This window comes from Luteolibacter sp. LG18 (genome assembly GCF_036322585.1).
Lineage (GTDB): Bacteria > Verrucomicrobiota > Verrucomicrobiia > Verrucomicrobiales > Akkermansiaceae > Luteolibacter.
In genome coordinates, this window is record NZ_AP024600.1 from 4,744,548 (window position 1) to 4,759,888 (window position 15,341).

At 65.2% G+C, this 15,341-nt stretch carries 15 protein-coding genes; 5 read left to right on the forward strand and 10 right to left on the reverse strand.

All coding sequences use genetic code 11. The features are described from left to right. Window positions 1-26: 26 nt before the first annotated feature. From llg_RS18830 to llg_RS18845, 4 genes are all read right to left on the reverse strand, one after another. Entirely contained in the window at window positions 27-3,164 is a 3,138-nt protein-coding gene (locus tag llg_RS18830) for an efflux RND transporter permease subunit (RefSeq protein ID WP_338286455.1), read from the reverse strand. 3 nt (window positions 3,165-3,167) lie between these two features. Beyond that, the gene (locus llg_RS18835; RefSeq protein ID WP_338286457.1) at window positions 3,168-4,289 is read right to left on the reverse strand and encodes an efflux RND transporter periplasmic adaptor subunit; all 1,122 of its coding nucleotides are present in this window, start codon (window positions 4,287-4,289) and stop codon (window positions 3,168-3,170) included. Window positions 4,290-4,292: 3 nt separating this feature from the next. After that, window positions 4,293-5,525 (reverse strand): TolC family protein, encoded by a 1,233-nt coding sequence (locus tag llg_RS18840; RefSeq protein WP_338286458.1) that lies wholly within the window; start codon window positions 5,523-5,525, stop codon window positions 4,293-4,295. A gap of 164 nt (window positions 5,526-5,689) precedes the next feature. Next, entirely contained in the window at window positions 5,690-6,043 is a 354-nt protein-coding gene (locus llg_RS18845) for a hypothetical protein (RefSeq protein WP_338286459.1), read from the reverse strand. 158 nt (window positions 6,044-6,201) lie between these two features. Between llg_RS18845 and llg_RS18850 the strand changes: the two genes are divergently transcribed. The 4 genes from llg_RS18850 (at window position 6,202) to llg_RS18865 (ending at window position 8,937) form a co-directional block, all read left to right on the forward strand. After that, on the forward strand, window positions 6,202-6,726 hold the full coding sequence (locus llg_RS18850) for an adenine phosphoribosyltransferase (protein WP_338286460.1): 525 nt from the start codon (window positions 6,202-6,204) through the stop codon (window positions 6,724-6,726). Between the two features lie 21 nt (window positions 6,727-6,747). Further along, the gene (locus llg_RS18855; protein WP_338286462.1) at window positions 6,748-8,301 is read left to right on the forward strand and encodes a glucose-6-phosphate isomerase; all 1,554 of its coding nucleotides are present in this window, start codon (window positions 6,748-6,750) and stop codon (window positions 8,299-8,301) included. Window positions 8,302-8,407: 106 nt separating this feature from the next. Further along, on the forward strand, window positions 8,408-8,623 hold the full coding sequence (locus llg_RS18860; protein ID WP_338286465.1) for a DUF433 domain-containing protein: 216 nt from the start codon (window positions 8,408-8,410) through the stop codon (window positions 8,621-8,623). Beyond that, the gene (locus llg_RS18865; protein WP_338286468.1) at window positions 8,620-8,937 is read left to right on the forward strand and encodes a DUF5615 family PIN-like protein; all 318 of its coding nucleotides are present in this window, start codon (window positions 8,620-8,622) and stop codon (window positions 8,935-8,937) included. The genes llg_RS18860 and llg_RS18865 overlap by 4 nt, the downstream gene beginning before the upstream one ends. A gap of 115 nt (window positions 8,938-9,052) precedes the next feature. Here the strand turns inward: llg_RS18865 and fmt are convergent, their stop codons facing one another. The 5 genes from fmt to llg_RS18890 all read right to left on the reverse strand — a co-directional run bounded on the left by fmt (window position 9,053) and on the right by llg_RS18890 (window position 14,012). Beyond that, window positions 9,053-9,973 (reverse strand): methionyl-tRNA formyltransferase, encoded by a 921-nt coding sequence (gene fmt, locus llg_RS18870; RefSeq protein WP_338286470.1) that lies wholly within the window; start codon window positions 9,971-9,973, stop codon window positions 9,053-9,055. Window positions 9,974-9,984: 11 nt separating this feature from the next. After that, window positions 9,985-10,617 carry a nucleoside monophosphate kinase gene (locus tag llg_RS18875; RefSeq protein WP_338286472.1) on the reverse strand — a complete coding sequence of 211 codons (633 nt, stop codon included), beginning with the start codon at window positions 10,615-10,617 and terminating at the stop codon, window positions 9,985-9,987. A gap of 50 nt (window positions 10,618-10,667) precedes the next feature. Continuing rightward, complete coding sequence (locus tag llg_RS18880) at window positions 10,668-11,570, reverse strand: hypothetical protein (RefSeq protein ID WP_338286473.1); 903 nt, start codon at window positions 11,568-11,570, stop codon at window positions 10,668-10,670. 70 nt (window positions 11,571-11,640) lie between these two features. Beyond that, window positions 11,641-13,389: a M48 family metalloprotease gene (locus tag llg_RS18885; RefSeq protein WP_338286474.1), complete on the reverse strand. Its 1,749-nt coding sequence runs from the start codon at window positions 13,387-13,389 to the stop codon at window positions 11,641-11,643. Window positions 13,390-13,409: 20 nt separating this feature from the next. Then, window positions 13,410-14,012: a LemA family protein gene (locus llg_RS18890; protein WP_338286476.1), complete on the reverse strand. Its 603-nt coding sequence runs from the start codon at window positions 14,010-14,012 to the stop codon at window positions 13,410-13,412. 100 nt (window positions 14,013-14,112) lie between these two features. Between llg_RS18890 and llg_RS18895 the strand changes: the two genes are divergently transcribed. Continuing rightward, complete coding sequence (locus llg_RS18895; RefSeq protein ID WP_338286479.1) at window positions 14,113-14,715, forward strand: 3'-5' exonuclease; 603 nt, start codon at window positions 14,113-14,115, stop codon at window positions 14,713-14,715. Window positions 14,716-14,727: 12 nt separating this feature from the next. Here llg_RS18895 and llg_RS18900 read toward each other — a convergent pair whose 3' ends face one another. Further along, entirely contained in the window at window positions 14,728-15,336 is a 609-nt protein-coding gene (locus llg_RS18900; RefSeq protein WP_338286482.1) for a lysophospholipid acyltransferase family protein, read from the reverse strand. Between the last annotated feature and the right edge of the window lie 5 nt (window positions 15,337-15,341).

Genomic DNA, 15,341 nt, shown 5'->3' on the forward strand with positions numbered 1-15,341 from the left:
GGTTTTGGATTACAGGGTTTGGGATTCTAACGGGCCGCGGGTGCATCGAGCGCGAGGGCACGGCGGGAGGCCTTGCGGCCGAAGAGCAGGAAGACGGCGGGCGTGATGGCCATGTCGAGGAGCGTGGAGGACACCAGGCCACCCGTGATGACGACCGCCACCGGGTGCAGGATCTCCTTGCCCGGTTGATCGGCGGCGAGCACCAGCGGGATCAAGCCGATGCCGGCGGAAAGCGCGGTCATGAAGACCGGCACCATCCGCTCGAGCGTGCCGCGCTCGATCATCTGCCGCGTGAACTCCTCTCCCTCATGGCGCATGAGGTGGAGGTAGTGGGAGATCATCATGATCCCGTTGCGCGCGGCCACGCCGCCCACGGCGATGAAGCCGACCAGCGTGGCGATGCTGATGTTGTCGATCTTGTACCAGGTGAAGACCAGCCCCCCCATCAACGCCAGCGGGATATTCAACATCACCTGGAGCGCCAGCGGGAAGCTGCGGAAGTAGCCGAACAGCAGGAACACGACGACGACCAGCACCACCGCCGAGAGGATGGCGATGCGCTGGGACGCCTCGCGCTGGGCCACGAACTCGCCCTCGATGCTCATGAAGTAGCCCTCCGGCAGCTTCAGCTCCCCGGCGATCTTCTGCTGGAGCGTGCCCACCACCGTGCCGACGTCCCGCACGGTCGGCTTGATCGCGACCACGAAACGGCGCTGGTTCTTCTCCCGCTGGATCACGTTCGGCCCCTTCGCCTCCTGCACGTGGGCGACGAGCCCGAGCGGCACGCGCATCCCGCCCGCGGTTTCCACCGGCAAGGCGGCGAGCTTCTCCGGTTTGTCGCGGAGGCCTTCGGGAAGGCGCACGACGAGATCGACGGCGCGCTGGCCATCTCGGAGCTCCGCCACCTGCTCGCCGCCCAGATAGGTGGCGAGCTGGTCGTTGAGATCGCCAGGGGTGATCGAGTAGGCAAAGGCGCGGTCGCGGTCCGGCTCAATGCGGATCTGCGGGATGGTCGACTGGGCATCCAGCTTCGCATCCTCGAAGCCCGGGATGGTCTTCGCGATGGACTGCACCTGCGTGCCGATGCGGCGCAGCTCATCGAGGTCAGGTCCGTAGATCTTCACGGCCACCGGCGCGGAGACGCCGCTGAGCATATGGCCGATGCGGTCGGCCAGCGGCCCGGTGAGCACGCTGAAGGTGCCCGGCACGGTGCGGATCGTCTTGCGGATATCCTCCAGGATCTCCGCGCGGCTGCGGCCCGTGGTGCCGGAGCGGAAGTCGATGTCGAACTCCGCCGTGGAGACAGGCACCACGTGGTCGCCCCTCTCCGCGCGGCCGACGCGGCGCCCCACCTTGGACACCTCGGGAATGGCGGTGAGCTTCCGCTCGATCACGTCCGCCACCTGGTTCATCTGCTCCAGCGAGGTGCCGGGAGCGGTGGTGGTGGAGACCAGCGCGGTCTCCTCCTTGAAGGAGGGCAGGAAGTCCTTCCCCATCATCGGATAGAGCATGAACGACGCCGCCATCAGCAAGGCGGTGATCGCGATCAGTATCCACGGCTGGTCGAGTGCGAACTTGAGCAGCGTCTTCTTCAGCAGCCACTTCATGCCGCGTGTGACGTGGCCATCCTCGTGGGCCTTGCCTTCCTTCGGTTTCAGCAGGAACGACGCCAGCACCGGAATCACGGTGAGCGAAACCACGAACGACGCGGCCATGCTGACGATGGTGGCAATGGCGATCGGCGAGAACAAGCGGCCCTCCACCCCGCTCAGGCCGAGCAGCGGCAGGAACACCAGCACGATCAGCACGGTGGCGTAGAAGATGCTGTTCCGGACCTCGCCGGAGGCCTTCGCGATCACGCCGATGCGGGGCAGAGGCTCGAAGCGTGCGGCGTTTTCCTTCAGCCGCCGGAAGACGTTTTCCACGTCCACGATGGCATCGTCCACCACCATGCCGATGGCCACGGCGAGACCGCCGAGGGTCATGCTGTTCACACTGACGTCCGCGACCTTGAACACCAGGAAGGTGATCGCGAACGACAGCGGCATCGCCATCAGCGTGATGAAGGTCGTGCGGAAGTTCAGGAGGAACAGGAACAGCACGATGACGACCATGACGGCCCCCTCCATGATGGCGCTCTTCAGGTTATCCATCGCATGGTCGATGAAATTCGCCTGCCGGAACAGCGGCTCCGCCTCCACGCCCTTCGGCATCGCGGGCCTCAGCTCCTCCAGCGCCTTCTCGATTTCCGCGGTCAGCTTGATGGTGTCGAAGCCCGGCGATTTCGTGATGCTCATGATCACGCCGCGGGTGTTGTTGATGCTGGCATCGCCGCGCATCGGCTCGATGTCCCAGGCCACGTCCGCCACGTCACGGATGCTCACGGGGCGGTCGTTGACGCGCTTGATGACGGTCGCGCCGATGGCATCGGGATCGATGGTCATGGCGAGGTTCCGGATCAGGATCTCCCGCGAACCGGAGTTCACGAAGCCGCCGGTGGTGTTGCCCGCGGCTTTTTCAGAGGCGGCTTTCAACTCCTCCAGCGTCACGCCGTGGGCCTGCATCTTCGCCGGGTCCGGCTGGACCTGGAGCTGCTGGATGCCACCGCCCATGTTCAACACCTCGGCCACGCCGGGGATGCCCTGGATGCGCTTCTTGATGGTCCAATCCGCCAGCGTGCGAACGTCACGCGGCGCGAGGTAACCCTCCTTGCCTTCCTCGATGGTCGAGCGGACCCCGACCAGCAGGATCTCCCCCATCAACGAAGCGACAGGAGTGAGGAAGGGTTCGCTGTCCTTCGGCAGGGTCGCGCGGACACCTTGCAACCGCTCCTGCACCAGCGTGCGGGCGCGGTAGATATCGGTTCCCCAGGCGAACTCGGCATACACCAGCGAAAGCGAGACGTCGGAATTCGAGCGCAGGCGGGTGATGCCGCCCACGCCGGAAAGCGCGGACTCGATCGGCTGGGTGACACGGGATTCCACCTCCTCCGGCGCGAGGCCCGGCGACTCGGTGAGGATGACGACGGTGGGCTTCGTGAGGTCCGGCAGGACCTCCACCGGAAGTTGCTGGAAGGTCCGAATACCGAAGACCATCACCAGCAACGCCAGCCCGAGAATGATCGCCCGGTTCGCGAGCGAAAATCGGATCAGTTTGTCGAGCATGGCTCAGGTGGTTTCCGGAGTTTCGGGTTGCGCGGGACGGAGCTTCGCCATCGACACGATCACCAGCAGCACGAACAGGATCGCGGTGGAGGCCATGAAGAAGCGCGTCAGCAGCGGCGATGGCGCGGCATGGTCGTGGTCTTCGCCTTTTCCAGCAGCTTTCGCGGCCTTCTGCGCGGCGGATATTTCCGATCCATCCGCATTGTGCTCGTGGCCGTGGGCGGCATCGAGTGCCTCCTTCAGCGACGGCCCGGAGCCGCCGGCAAACCCGAGGGCGTAGGAGCCGGTGGTTACCACCTCGTCCGCAGGCAGCAGGCCACCGAGGATCTCGACGAAGCGATCGTTCATCTGGCCGATGCGCACGGGCACCTTGCGGAAGGCATTCGGAAGATCGAAGTCCTTCACATACACCACGCGGCTGGCGGGATCGCCCTGCAGGGCGATACGCGGCACGCTCAGCACGTTCTCCCGCTTCGAAAGCACGACGGAGAACTCGGTGCGCATGCCGGGGCGCATGCGGAGACCAGGATTCGGCACCCGGAAAATCGCGTCGATGGTGCCGCTCTCGCGGTCGGCGGAGGTGCCGAACCGCAGCAGCGTGCCATCGAGCGCCTCGCCGCCGAGCGCGGCCACGCGGATGTGGGCCTGCGTGGTGCCGGGCTTGAGCTTGCCCGCGATGTGTTCGGGCACTCGCGCCACGGCCAGCACTTCTGTTAGATCGGAGATGTCGAGCAGCTCCTTCTCGGGCTCGACCGGTTCACCGAGGCGGACGTGCGCGGAGCTGACGAGGCCGCCGATGGGCGACTTCAGCTCCACCGACGGCGGTGGGTCGCCGGGCTGGCGGCTCTCGACTTTGACGAGCGGTTGCCCGGCGGTCACGACGTCGCCTTCGAAGACCTTCATCTCGAGGATGCGGCCGGCGATACGGCTGCTGAGCACGGCGTGGTTGCTGGGGATCTCCTCGATGCGACCGAGCGCGAAGGCGGTCTCCTCGAAGGTGGTTTCGGCGGCCTCGACGGTTTCGATGCCGAGGTTCTTCACGCCCGCCTCGTCGAGGATGACGGGCGGGGCATCCACGGCGAGCGCCGGAAGGGTGAGCAAAAGGGAAAAGAGAAATGGTTTCATGGATCAGCGTTGGTTGATCGCGGCTTCGTAGCGCACGCGCGCGAGGTGGAAGTCACGGAGGGCGTCGAGACGGGACGACGCGAGTTGGAGGCGTTGTTCGCGGGCCTTGAGGACGACCTGGAGTTCGCCCTGGCCATTGCGCCACGTTTGTTCGGCGAGCTCGGCCTGGCGGTCGGCGAGCGGGAGCAGCTCGGCACGGACCTCGCGTTCCAGCTTCGCCCACTGCTCCATTTCCGCGCGCGCGGCCTCGGCCTCGTTGCGGATGTTGCGGTCGAGCGCGGTGATTTCGAGCTGCTTGCGCTTCAGCTTCGCCTGGGCGGCCTCGACGTTGCCGGAATTGTCGTTCCACAGCGGCAGCGGGATGCTGAGCTGGAAGCCGACCATCCCCTCGCTGCTCACGCCATCCGGGGCATCCATGCGGCGTCCGGCGGTGCCGAACACGCCAACCTCGATGTCATCGTACTTCTTGGTCTGCTCGAGGTTCACCTCCATGGCGACAGCCTCCGCTTCCACCCGGGCAACCTGCATGTCGGGGCGGCGCGACGATCCCGCGCCCGCTTCCGGGACGCGGATCGGCGGCAATTCGCCGCTCGGCAGCACGGTGGCCGACGGGCTCATGCCCAGCAGCGGCTTCAATGCGCCGGTGGCGGCGACCTCCGCGGCATCGAGCTGGCGGATCTCGGTGGCCAGCTTCGCGGCCTCCAGTTTCGCCTGCCCGGCATCGAGACGCGAGCCCTCGCCCTTTTCCGCAGCCTTGTCGATGAACTCGGCGAGTTTTTTGGAAACGTCGGCTTGCTCCCGCAACAGCTCGCGCTGGCGGCGGATGGCGAGGATCTTCACCAGCTCCTCGCGGCCTTCGGCGACGAGCTTGCGCTCGACATCGCGGACCTCGGCCTCGGCGGCCTTCAGCTCCTGCACCGAGATCTCCTTTTCGAACCGGAGGCGATCGGTGACCGGAAAACTCTGGGTGAAGCCGATTTTCACGCTGCCCTCGCTGGACTTCGTGTTGTGCTCGACCTCGGTTTCGAGGCGCGGGTTCTCACGGCGACCCGACTGCTTCATGCGGCCGAGCGCCTCGCCGATCCGCAGCCTCGCCGCGGCGAGGTCCGGATTCTGGGTCCGCACGCGGTCCGCCACCGAAGCGAGCGTAACCACCAATCCGCCGGATTCGGCGGCCATCGATCGGACCGGCCACGACAAGGCCAGCGCGATCGCCAACAGGTATTTGAAACTCATGGTTTATAGAAATGGATCTCCAAAACTCCGCCCGATCCGGACGGAAGGATGCCGCTCATGCGGCTTCGGAAACGCGACGGTCCCGGGGACGCATCACGGGGAAAACAAAGCGGCCGGTCAGGACGACGACGGGCCACCGCTCCGGCAGGCGGAGCGTTTCCGGATCAGATCAAAGGGGGCTTGTCGAGGGACAGCACCGGGCCATCCGGCGCGCTCTCGTTGGCACCGCGGAGGCTTGCTGAAAGCACCATCGGCGGGAAAAGGGACGCCGCACCGGCATCGATGGAGAACCACACCGGCGCGTGGCAGCACTCGCCGTGGTGGTGTTCGTGGTCATGGTGATAGGGCGGGCAGTCCTTGGAATGCTCCGTCTCGGCATGCGGACCGTGGTCCGTTTTCTCACCACATCCGGCCTTGTGCTCGACCGGCACGCAATTGTCGAAATGCGCCCCGGACGCACGCAGACCCAGACCGGCGAAAAGGCCGATCAGGAGAATTGCGCGGAGCCAAAGGAACATCGAGCGGAACCAAGCACCCAATGCCACCGCTGACAAGCAAAAGCGCATCCCCGGAATAGCCCCGACTCATGCTTCCCGGGAAAACGATTCATCCCTCCCCCGTTTGTTGGAGTCATTCTAACCTTGGCCAGCCGCCCGCCGCCACCCACACTCCCCGCATGCCATCTCCGGATGCCCTCCGCGCCGCCGTGCGGGACGTCGTCGACTTCCCGAAGCCCGGCATCGTTTTCAAGGACATCACCCCGATCCTCGCCAACGGCTCCCTGTTCCGGGACGCCATCACGCTGCTTTGCGAGCACGCCGCGGATCAGAAGATCGACAAGGTCGTGGGCATCGACGCGCGTGGTTTCATCTTCGCCGCCGCCGTGGCCGACCGCCTGGGCGTGGGCTTCGTGCCAGTCCGGAAAAAGGGCAAGCTGCCGTGGAAAACCCGCCAGACGTCCTATTCCCTGGAATACGGCGAATCGGTGGTGGAGCTCCACGAGGACGCCGTGGCTCCGGGCGAGCGCGTGCTGCTGGTCGATGACCTCCTCGCCACCGGAGGCACGGCCGCCGCGGCCCTCCAGCTCCTCGGCGAACTCGGTGCCGAGGTCGTCTCCGTTTCCTTCCTGATCGAGCTCTCGTTCCTCAACGGCCGCGACAAGCTCGCGCCCCATCCCATCCGCTCCCTCATCTCCTACTAACCACCTTTCCCTCATCCCACCATGTCCTGGACACGCTACTGCCAATCCGTCATCCGCTATCCGCAATTCGGCTTCTCCATCGACCTGTCCCGCATGGACGTCGATGACGCTTTCCTTTCGGCCATGCAGCCGAAGATCGCGAAGGCCTTCACCGACATCGCCGCGCTCGAGGCCGGTGAGATCGTGAACCCGGACGAACAGCGCATGGTGGGCCACTACTGGCTCCGCAACGCCGACCTCGCCCCGACCGACGCGCTCCGCAAGGCGATCACCGAGCCGCTTTCCGACCTCAAGGATTTCGCCGAGAAGGTCCACACCGGCCAGGTCAGCCCTCCCTGCGGCGGCGTCTTCAAGCAGATCCTGCTCATCGGCATCGGCGGCTCCGCCCTGGGCCCGCAGCTCGTGAACGACGCCATCGGTCACGGTGCCAAGGTGCCGATCTTCTTCTTCGACAACACCGATCCGGCTGGCATCGACCGCGTGATCTCCGACCTCAAGGAAGTCGGCCTGAACCGCACGCTGGTGCTCGTCATCTCGAAGTCCGGCGGCACCGCCGAGACCCGCAACGGCATGCTCGAGGCCAAGGCCGCCTATGAGGCCGCCGGCCTGAACTTCGGCCGCCACACCGTGGCCGTGACCGGCCTGGGCTCGAAGCTCGACCAGTACGCGATCGACCAGAAGTTCCTCGCCCGCTTCCCGATGGAAGACTGGGTCGGCGGCCGCACCTCGGTGATGTCCACCGTGGGCCTTGTGCCCGCCGCCCTCCAGGGCATCGACATCGACTCCTTCCTCGCCGGCGCCGCCGCGATGGACGTGGAAACCCGCAAGACCGACGCGAAGACGAACGCCTCGATGCAGCTCGCGCTCGCCTGGTACCACGCCGGCAACGGCAAGGGCGAAAAGGACATGGTCGTGCTCCCCTACAAGGACTCGCTCGTCCTGTTCTCGAAGTATCTCCAGCAGCTCGTCATGGAGTCGCTCGGCAAGGAACTCGACCTCGACGGCAAGAAGGTGAACCAGGGCATCGCCGTCTACGGCAACAAGGGTTCCACCGACCAGCACGCCTACGTCCAGCAGCTCCGCGACGGGGTCCACAATTTCTTCACCACCTTCATCGAGGTCCGCAAGGGCCGCAACGGCGAGGGCATCGAGGTCGAACCGTCCACCAGCTCCGCCGACTACCTGCAGGGCTTCCTGCGCGGCACCCGCAAGGCGCTGTATGAGTCCGGCCGCAAATCCGTGACGATCTCCATCCCGGAGGTCACCCCGTTCCAGCTCGGCATCCTCATCGGCCTCTTCGAGCGCGCGGTGTCGTTCTACGCCTCGCTGGTCAACATCAACGCCTACCACCAGCCTGGCGTGGAAGCCGGCAAGAAGGCCGCCACGACCTTCCTGGAACTGCTCAACACCGTCCGCGGCCGCCTCGTGGCGGACGCCCGCACCGCCGACGAAATTGCCGCCCAGTGCGACGCCGATCCGGAGGACGTTTACCACTGCCTGACGCACCTGTCCGCCAACGGCGAGGTCCAGATCGCGATCGGCAAGGATCCGTCCGGCGACACGTTCTCGCTGTAAGGGATTCCGATTTGATCCAAGGAGGCGTTCCTGCGGGAGCGCCTCCTTTTTTGTTTGGGTATCCAGCGGGGTTTACCAAATCCATTTCCAGCGCTAGGATGACGGCATGGAAGGACAGGAAGCCATCGTCATCGACCCGGAGATCCTGGGCGGCACTCCGGTGTTCGCAGGTACCCGCGTCCCCGTGCAGGCACTCTTCGATTACATCGAGCGGGATTACACTCTCGCGGAATTCATCGAGTGTTTCCCGTCCGTCACCCGAGAAATGGCCTGCCGGGTGCTTGACCAATCGGAGTCAGCTCTGGTGTCCCTCGCGTCATGAGGATCCTGCTGGATGAATGCGTGCCTTGGCCGGTTCGCAAACTTCTCCCGGACCACGATTGCCACACGGCTTGGTATCAGGGCTGGGGCGGAACGAAAAACGGTGAACTGCTATCTCTCGCGGACAAGGAGTTCGACTTATTCATCACCGCGGACCGTAATCTCCGCTACCAGCAAAACCTGGCGGCACGAACCATCGCCATCTTGGAACTCTCCACGAACGATCTTCGGAGAATCCAGGCCGCCGCGGTATCGTTGCAAGCGGTTGTGGAATCCATGACCGCAGGTGAATACCGGATTTTGGAAATCCCTTGAGCCGCGTCCGGCGTATTCGAAAGCTTCAGTTGGCGGTGGCTTGTCAGGCCGAACGACGCCCCCCCACAGAGGGAAAGCAGAGCTTCCCCCTACATCCTGAAAGCGGAGCTTTCAGCTACAGCACCCGCTCCGGCTTCCGGCCGCGGAGGTAGTCGGCAGCGCTCATGCGGCGCGCGCCTTCGGGCTGCACTTCGAGAAGTTTCAGCGCGCCTTGGCCACAGCCGATGACGAGGGATCCGGTGGAAAGGTCGATCTCTCCGGCTCCGGGCCCGTTCTCGATCACCTCGGTTTGCGGGAACACCTTCAAGCGGCGCTCCTTGCCGTCCTCGCTTACCGTGAGGTAGGTGCCGGGCCACGGATCGTAGGCGCGGATGCGGCGCTCCAACTCGATCGCGCTCAGAGCGAAATCCAATCGTCCGTCCTCGCGCTCCAGCTTCGGAATGTAGGACACGAGGGCCTCGTCCTGCGGGACGCGTGGAGCGGTGCCGGACGCGAGCGGCTCCAAGGCCTCCGCCATCGCCTCGGCCGCAACATCGGCGAGACGGTCGTGCAATTGGCCGCCCGTTTCACCGGGCAGGATCGGAATCGATTTCGCGAGGATGATGTCGCCCGCATCGAGCTGCTTCACCACATGCATCACGGTGATGCCGGTTTCGGAGTCCCCGGCATCGATCGCGGCCTGGATGCAGGCGGCACCGCGGTAGCGCGGCAGCAGCGAGGCGTGGAGATTGATGCAGGCGAGCCGCGGCAGCTTGATGAGCTTCAGCGGCAGGATCTGGCCGTAGGCCATCACCACCATCAGGTCGATGTCGTAACCGGCCAGTTCCTCGAGCGCATCGCGCACCTTTTCCGGCTGGAGCACCGGGATGCCCGCCTCCAGCGCCACCGTCTTGATGGCCGGTGGCGTGAGCGTGTGATGGCGACCCACCGGTTTGTCCGGCTGGGTCACGAGCAACACGGGCTTTGGCCCGGCTTCGATCAAACGACGGAAGGCCGGGATGGCGATCTCTCCTGTTCCGAAAAAGGCAACGCGCATGACAAAGGGTCTCAGGCCGGCCGCTTCAGCGATGCCTGATAGATGGGCAGCTTGGTGATGTGGTCCACGATGTCACGCAGAACCTTCACGGGGGCCTGGGTGGCATCGATGTCCAGCACCCGCTCGGCGGAGTAGTATTCGAGGATCGGTTTGGTCTCGGCCTCGTAGGTGGCGATGCGCTGCTGGATCACGCGATCGCTGGCGTCGTCCAGGCGGTTCTCCTTGAGCGCCCGCTTCCGCATGCGGCGGGCGAGTTCCTCACGGTCCGGGCAGGACAGGTGGAAGACCTGGTGGACCTCCACGTGCTCGGCGAGGAACTCGGCCTGGCGGACGTTGCGCGGAATGCCGTCGAGGACGAGGAAGTCGATGTCGGGCTTGTAGATGTGGGTCTCGCTCCAGTTCAGGATCTGGGCGTGCCACAGCTCGATGGTCAACTCGTCCGGCACCAACTCGCCGCGGCTGGAGTAGTGGACGAACTTCTGGCCGAGGGCGGTGCGGGTGTCGAGGGAGCGGAAGACATCGCCACAGGCGCAGTGGAAGAAGCGCGGGACGCTGCCAAGGATCTTGCCCTGGGTGCCCTTGCCGGAACCCGGCGCGCCGAGAAACAGGAAGGCCGGAAGTTTGAAATCGAGTTGCTTCGACATAAGGAAAGCCGCGGACCGTACCGGCCGCATGCCCCTGCCGCAAGCACGGATCAGGCGGTTAGATGCGTCGGCAAGACCACGAAAATGGCCACCGGCACGAGGAATACCGCATCCACCAGCACGCGCAGCACGGAATTGGACATCAGGTGGCGGCAGCGGTTCAGGATGTAGAGGAGGGCCGCGGAAATGAAAACCGAGTAGTAATAGGGCCGGATCAAGCCCTCGGTGTCCGGCCTACTATTTCGCTCCATGACTGCAAAGACGAGACACGCCACGGATAGCGCCAGCAAAAGAAGGGTCAGTGTGAGGTCCGCCGTGGCCCGCTCCTCCTCGTTTCCCTGGTCAACTTTTTCCCAGAGATCAATGGCGCTGATATTCGCGATGCACAAAACACCGAAGCAGATGACCTCCGGAGCGAGCAAAAGGTCGAGGCAGCGGAAGCCGCTCCAGCCGTCCATGGCGGGCAAGTAGACGTGCGCGGCCACCGCCGTGCCGTAAGCGAAGGCCATCCCCGCCATCACGTTCTTGGTGTAGGGAATCTGGCCGAGGCGGTGGTTCGTGAAGATGTTCAGCGCGAAAAACCCGAGCACCAGCACGCCTCCGAACAGCGCGTAGTTCAGGATGTCCACGGGCAACGCGGCCAGGGTGGTGATCAGCGCCCCGAGCCCGGCAAGCACGCCACCGATGGCAAACCACTTCCGGTGCTTCAGATGGAACCGGTGGCGTTCTTCCAGGAGCTCCGGCGTCCCGGTCCGCATCGCGGCATCCAGGAGGCGGTCGAACACGTAGATCGCCCACACGACCAAGCCGAGGACCACATAAGCACTCACCGGCAGGTAGTTCGCCCGCCACGTTTTCCCGAACACCCACAGCCACGCGACCGCCACCAGCGGAGCATCAAGGCTCAGCAGGTTCGGAAGCAACCAGAAGGGTGTGCGGCGATCGGAGACCACGGGCGCCGGAACTTCCCCGACGTCACCGGTCCATGCAAGCGCCCATTTGCACTCGAAGCCTTCCAGATGGCTAGCGGGCGAGCATCGAGGGCGGCAATGGCAGCCCGGTGGCCGCAGCCACGGCCCGCATCACCCCCAGCTCCCGGTCGCCGATCTGACCGTCGCTTTCGACGGCGAGCCGACACAAACGCATCAACTGGGATTTGACCATCGGCGTCGCGCCCCAGAACGCCCTCAGCGCCCCGGCCACACCGTCAGGCGTCAAATCCGCCGCCGGAGCCGCCTCGAAAGGGACGCCGGTGTGCTGGAAATACTCCGGCACGACCGCGCCAAGGGCCATGCCATCGCCGGAGGCCGAATCGAGGGCGGTGAGGATCAATGCGGCTTCACGGTAGAGGGTTTCCAGACCGCGATGGACCGTCTGCGGAGGCGACATCATGCCCGCGTGCATGGCGATCCTCCGTTCGACCAGTTGCTGGGCCAGAAGCAATTCCCAGGACAGATTTCCCTCCGCGAACCTCACCCGGGCGGCCTCGACCAATTGCACCAGTTCCCGCTTCGGGAGCGATTTGAGCGGCAGCACGGTGCCCTCGATCACAGCCAGCCGGGAGCTCTCCTCCAAAGCCCCCAGTGCCTCCGTTACCGGTGCCACCCGCGGATCATTCCCCCCTCCGGCCACGGCCAGCAGCACCAACCGGGCCTCCCTGGGAGTTTGAAGCGAAGGAGCCTTCCGCCAACGCGCGGCCAACCCGTCCGCATCGAGGTCAGCTTCGACCTCCGGCGGCTGAGATCCGCCACGGACCAGAAGGGGCCGCTCGGCATGCAAGTGCACCTTGATGAACTCCCCGTTCCAATTCGGCTCCAGCGCCCGGATGCGTTTCTTGAGATCCGGATGGGTCTTCAGGCCGGTGAGATCGCTCGGCATGAAAAACACATGGCGGGCTTCCATCGCCCGGAGGCTGAGCAACATGCCCTGACGCCACGTGCCGCCGACCTTCTTCAGCGCCCGCGCCATCGCCTCCGGATTGCGGGTGAACTGGATCGAAGCCGCATCCGCCAGCAACTCGCGCTGCCGGGAAACCGAGCATTGCAGCAGCCGGGCGAAGAACACACCAATGGAGCCGACCACCCAGATGATGCCCCCCAGCGCGAACGCGGCGAGCGTCCACCCGCCCGCGCCCCGGATGTGCTCGGCGATACGGATGACGCCCCGGCCGGTGAGCGAAATGACCACCAGACCAAACACCAGGCCCATGAGACGGTGGTTCAGGATGATGTCACCATTGACGATGTGGCTGAACTCGTGCCCCACCACGGCCTGGAGTTCATCGCGGTCGAGGTGATCGAGCGCACCACGAGTCACGACCACCACCGCCTGATGTGCGTCCCGACCAGCGGCGAAGGCATTGATCCCCTTCTCCTCTCCCATCACCCAGGCTTCGGGCACCGGAATGCCAGCGGCCAGGGCCATTTCCTCCACGATATTGAGAAACCTCCGCTCGGCTTCGTTTTCGGTCGATGCCGGAACCGGCCGCGCTCCGAGTCGTGCCGCGACCACCGCACCGCCACCCCGTAGGGAGGCGATCCGCCAGATCGCACCTCCGACAATCAGGGCGACCACCGGCACGGCCACAGCCAACCCCGTTTCCGGATCCCACCACCGGAACAGCGGACCGGGACGATGCTGGTCGAAGAATGGCCGCACCAGGATGGCGATCCCGTAGAGGGCGGCGATCACGCCGAACAAGCACAGCACGAAACCGGGCACCAGCATCCGGGCCCGGGACCGCGCCTGCCTTTGGGCTTCGAAGAAGTCCACGAGCGGGGGGGTCCGGGTTGTTAGAAGCGCACCACCGGAGCTTCCCGCTCCGCGGACTTGTCGATCTCGAACAAGGAGGCCACCGGGAAATGGAAGGTGCCGGCGATGAAGTTCGCCGGGAAGATTTCACGACGGATGTTATAGCCCATCACGGCGTCATTGTAGGCCTGGCGGGCGAAAGACACCTTGTTCTCGGTGCTGGTCAGCTCTTCCATGAGCCGGGCGATGGTCGCGTTCGCCTTGAGATCCGGATAGGCCTCCATCACCGCGAACAGGCGGCCGAGCGAGCCTCCCAGCGCGCCTTCCGCGGCGGCGAGTTTCTGCATCTCCACGCGGGCACCCGGCGTGGCAGCGGCCTCGGTGCGGGCGGTCTCCGCCGCGTGGCGGGCGGCCACCACCGCCTCAAGCGTCCCGCGCTCATGGTTGAGATAGGTCTTGGCGGCCTCGACGAGATTCGGGATGAGGTCGTGGCGGCGTTTCAACTGCACGTCGATCTGGGCGAAGGCATTGCCGAAGACATTCCGCATGCGGACCAGGCCGTTGTAGGTCGCGATGATGTACCAGAGGATGACCACCACCAGCACTGCCACAGCGGTCCCCAGAATCCCAACGGTCGTATACATGTGGCGACCATGACTCCCTGCTGGCCTTCCGGCGACTCCAAAACCCACGGCCGTTTCAACCGGGCTTGAGCCGCCGGTCATCACGCGGCAAGCTCGCGGCGTGCCGCTTATCCGCGACTGCCGTTTCACCGCCATCGACTTCGAATCCGCCGGAGCCGCGCGCGGGCGCACCGACGCGCCGGTGCAGATCGGGCTCGCAGGATGGTCTCATGCCGAGGGCCATGGCGGGACGTTCATGTCCTACTTGAAAACCGACCAACCGGTGACGTGGTCGGCCCGGAAGGTGCATGGCATCGGCCCCGAACACCTCGTGAACGCCCCTTCCCTGCTCTCGCTATGGCCGGAGCTGAAGACCCGGCTCGCCGGAGCGGTGGTGGTGGCCCATGGCAAGGGCACGGAAAAGCGTTTCCTGCGGGCATTCCCCGGCCACGGCTTCGGCCCGTGGATCGACACCCTGCTGCTGGCCCGCGCGGCGTGGCCGGAACTGCCGGACCATTCGCTGGGCGCGCTTTCTGAAAGCCGGGGGCTGACAGCCGCCATCACCGCGCTGGTACCGGACCGCAAGTGGCACGACGCGCTCTACGACGCGGTGGCCTCGCTGGTGCTGCTGGAGGATCTGATCACCTCCTGCGGATTGGAAGATCTGCCGATGGATGGCCTGGTTTCCCCTGACACCTCCACCTGGCACCGCCTGAGGCGTTGAACTCCCCGCGGCTTACAACGCCGCAATGGCGTCCATGATCCGCTTCGAGATTGCCTGGTAACCTTCCTTGCCGTGGGAGGCCTTGATTTCCTCCGCCGTGAGGCGGATCGGATCGCCGACGGTCACCGAGATCCGGGCGAAACGGATGCGACCGGAACCACGCGGCAAAGCCTCACGGGCTCCGCGGATGCGCACCGGCTGGATCACCGCGCCGGATTTGACCGCCACCAGGCCGATGCCGGGCTGGACCTCGCCGAGATTGCCATCAAGCGTGCGCTCGCCTTCCGGGAACACCAGCACGCGCTCGCCTTCCTTGAGGAGTTTGATCACGGTTTTCAGGCTGCCCATGTCCGGACGATCCTGGTCGACCGGGATCGCGTTCCAACGCGGGTACAGCCAAGCGCCAAAACCGCGGAAAAGCGTCTTCCGGGCGAGATACCACATCTCGGTGCGGTAGAGATTCCCGATCAAAGGCGGATCGAGGAAGCTCTCATGGTTCGAGGCCACCAGCACCGCTCCTTCGGTGACGAGCTTCTCCGCGCCGATGACCCGCATGCCAAACAGCGAGCGAAACGCCGCGCCGAGGGTCATCCAGCCGCACCAGTAAATCCAACGCATCATGCGGT

Bases quoted from the DNA above. Each gene is read 5' to 3' on its own strand.
- llg_RS18855 (WP_338286462.1), top strand. From the start codon at position 6,748: ATGTCCTGGACACGCTACTGCCAATCCGTCATCCGCTATCCGCAATTC.
- llg_RS18900 (WP_338286482.1), bottom strand. From the start codon at position 15,336: ATGATGCGTTGGATTTACTGGTGCGGCTGGATGACCCTCGGCGCGGCG.
- llg_RS18850 (WP_338286460.1), top strand. From the start codon at position 6,202: ATGCCATCTCCGGATGCCCTCCGCGCCGCCGTGCGGGACGTCGTCGAC.
- llg_RS18890 (WP_338286476.1), bottom strand. From the start codon at position 14,012: ATGTATACGACCGTTGGGATTCTGGGGACCGCTGTGGCAGTGCTGGTG.
- fmt (WP_338286470.1), bottom strand. From the start codon at position 9,973: ATGCGCGTTGCCTTTTTCGGAACAGGAGAGATCGCCATCCCGGCCTTC.
- llg_RS18835 (WP_338286457.1), bottom strand. From the start codon at position 4,289: ATGAAACCATTTCTCTTTTCCCTTTTGCTCACCCTTCCGGCGCTCGCC.
- llg_RS18865 (WP_338286468.1), top strand. From the start codon at position 8,620: ATGAGGATCCTGCTGGATGAATGCGTGCCTTGGCCGGTTCGCAAACTT.
- llg_RS18860 (WP_338286465.1), top strand. From the start codon at position 8,408: ATGGAAGGACAGGAAGCCATCGTCATCGACCCGGAGATCCTGGGCGGC.
- llg_RS18830 (WP_338286455.1), bottom strand. From the start codon at position 3,164: ATGCTCGACAAACTGATCCGATTTTCGCTCGCGAACCGGGCGATCATT.
- llg_RS18840 (WP_338286458.1), bottom strand. From the start codon at position 5,525: ATGAGTTTCAAATACCTGTTGGCGATCGCGCTGGCCTTGTCGTGGCCG.
- llg_RS18845 (WP_338286459.1), bottom strand. From the start codon at position 6,043: ATGTTCCTTTGGCTCCGCGCAATTCTCCTGATCGGCCTTTTCGCCGGT.
- llg_RS18875 (WP_338286472.1), bottom strand. From the start codon at position 10,617: ATGTCGAAGCAACTCGATTTCAAACTTCCGGCCTTCCTGTTTCTCGGC.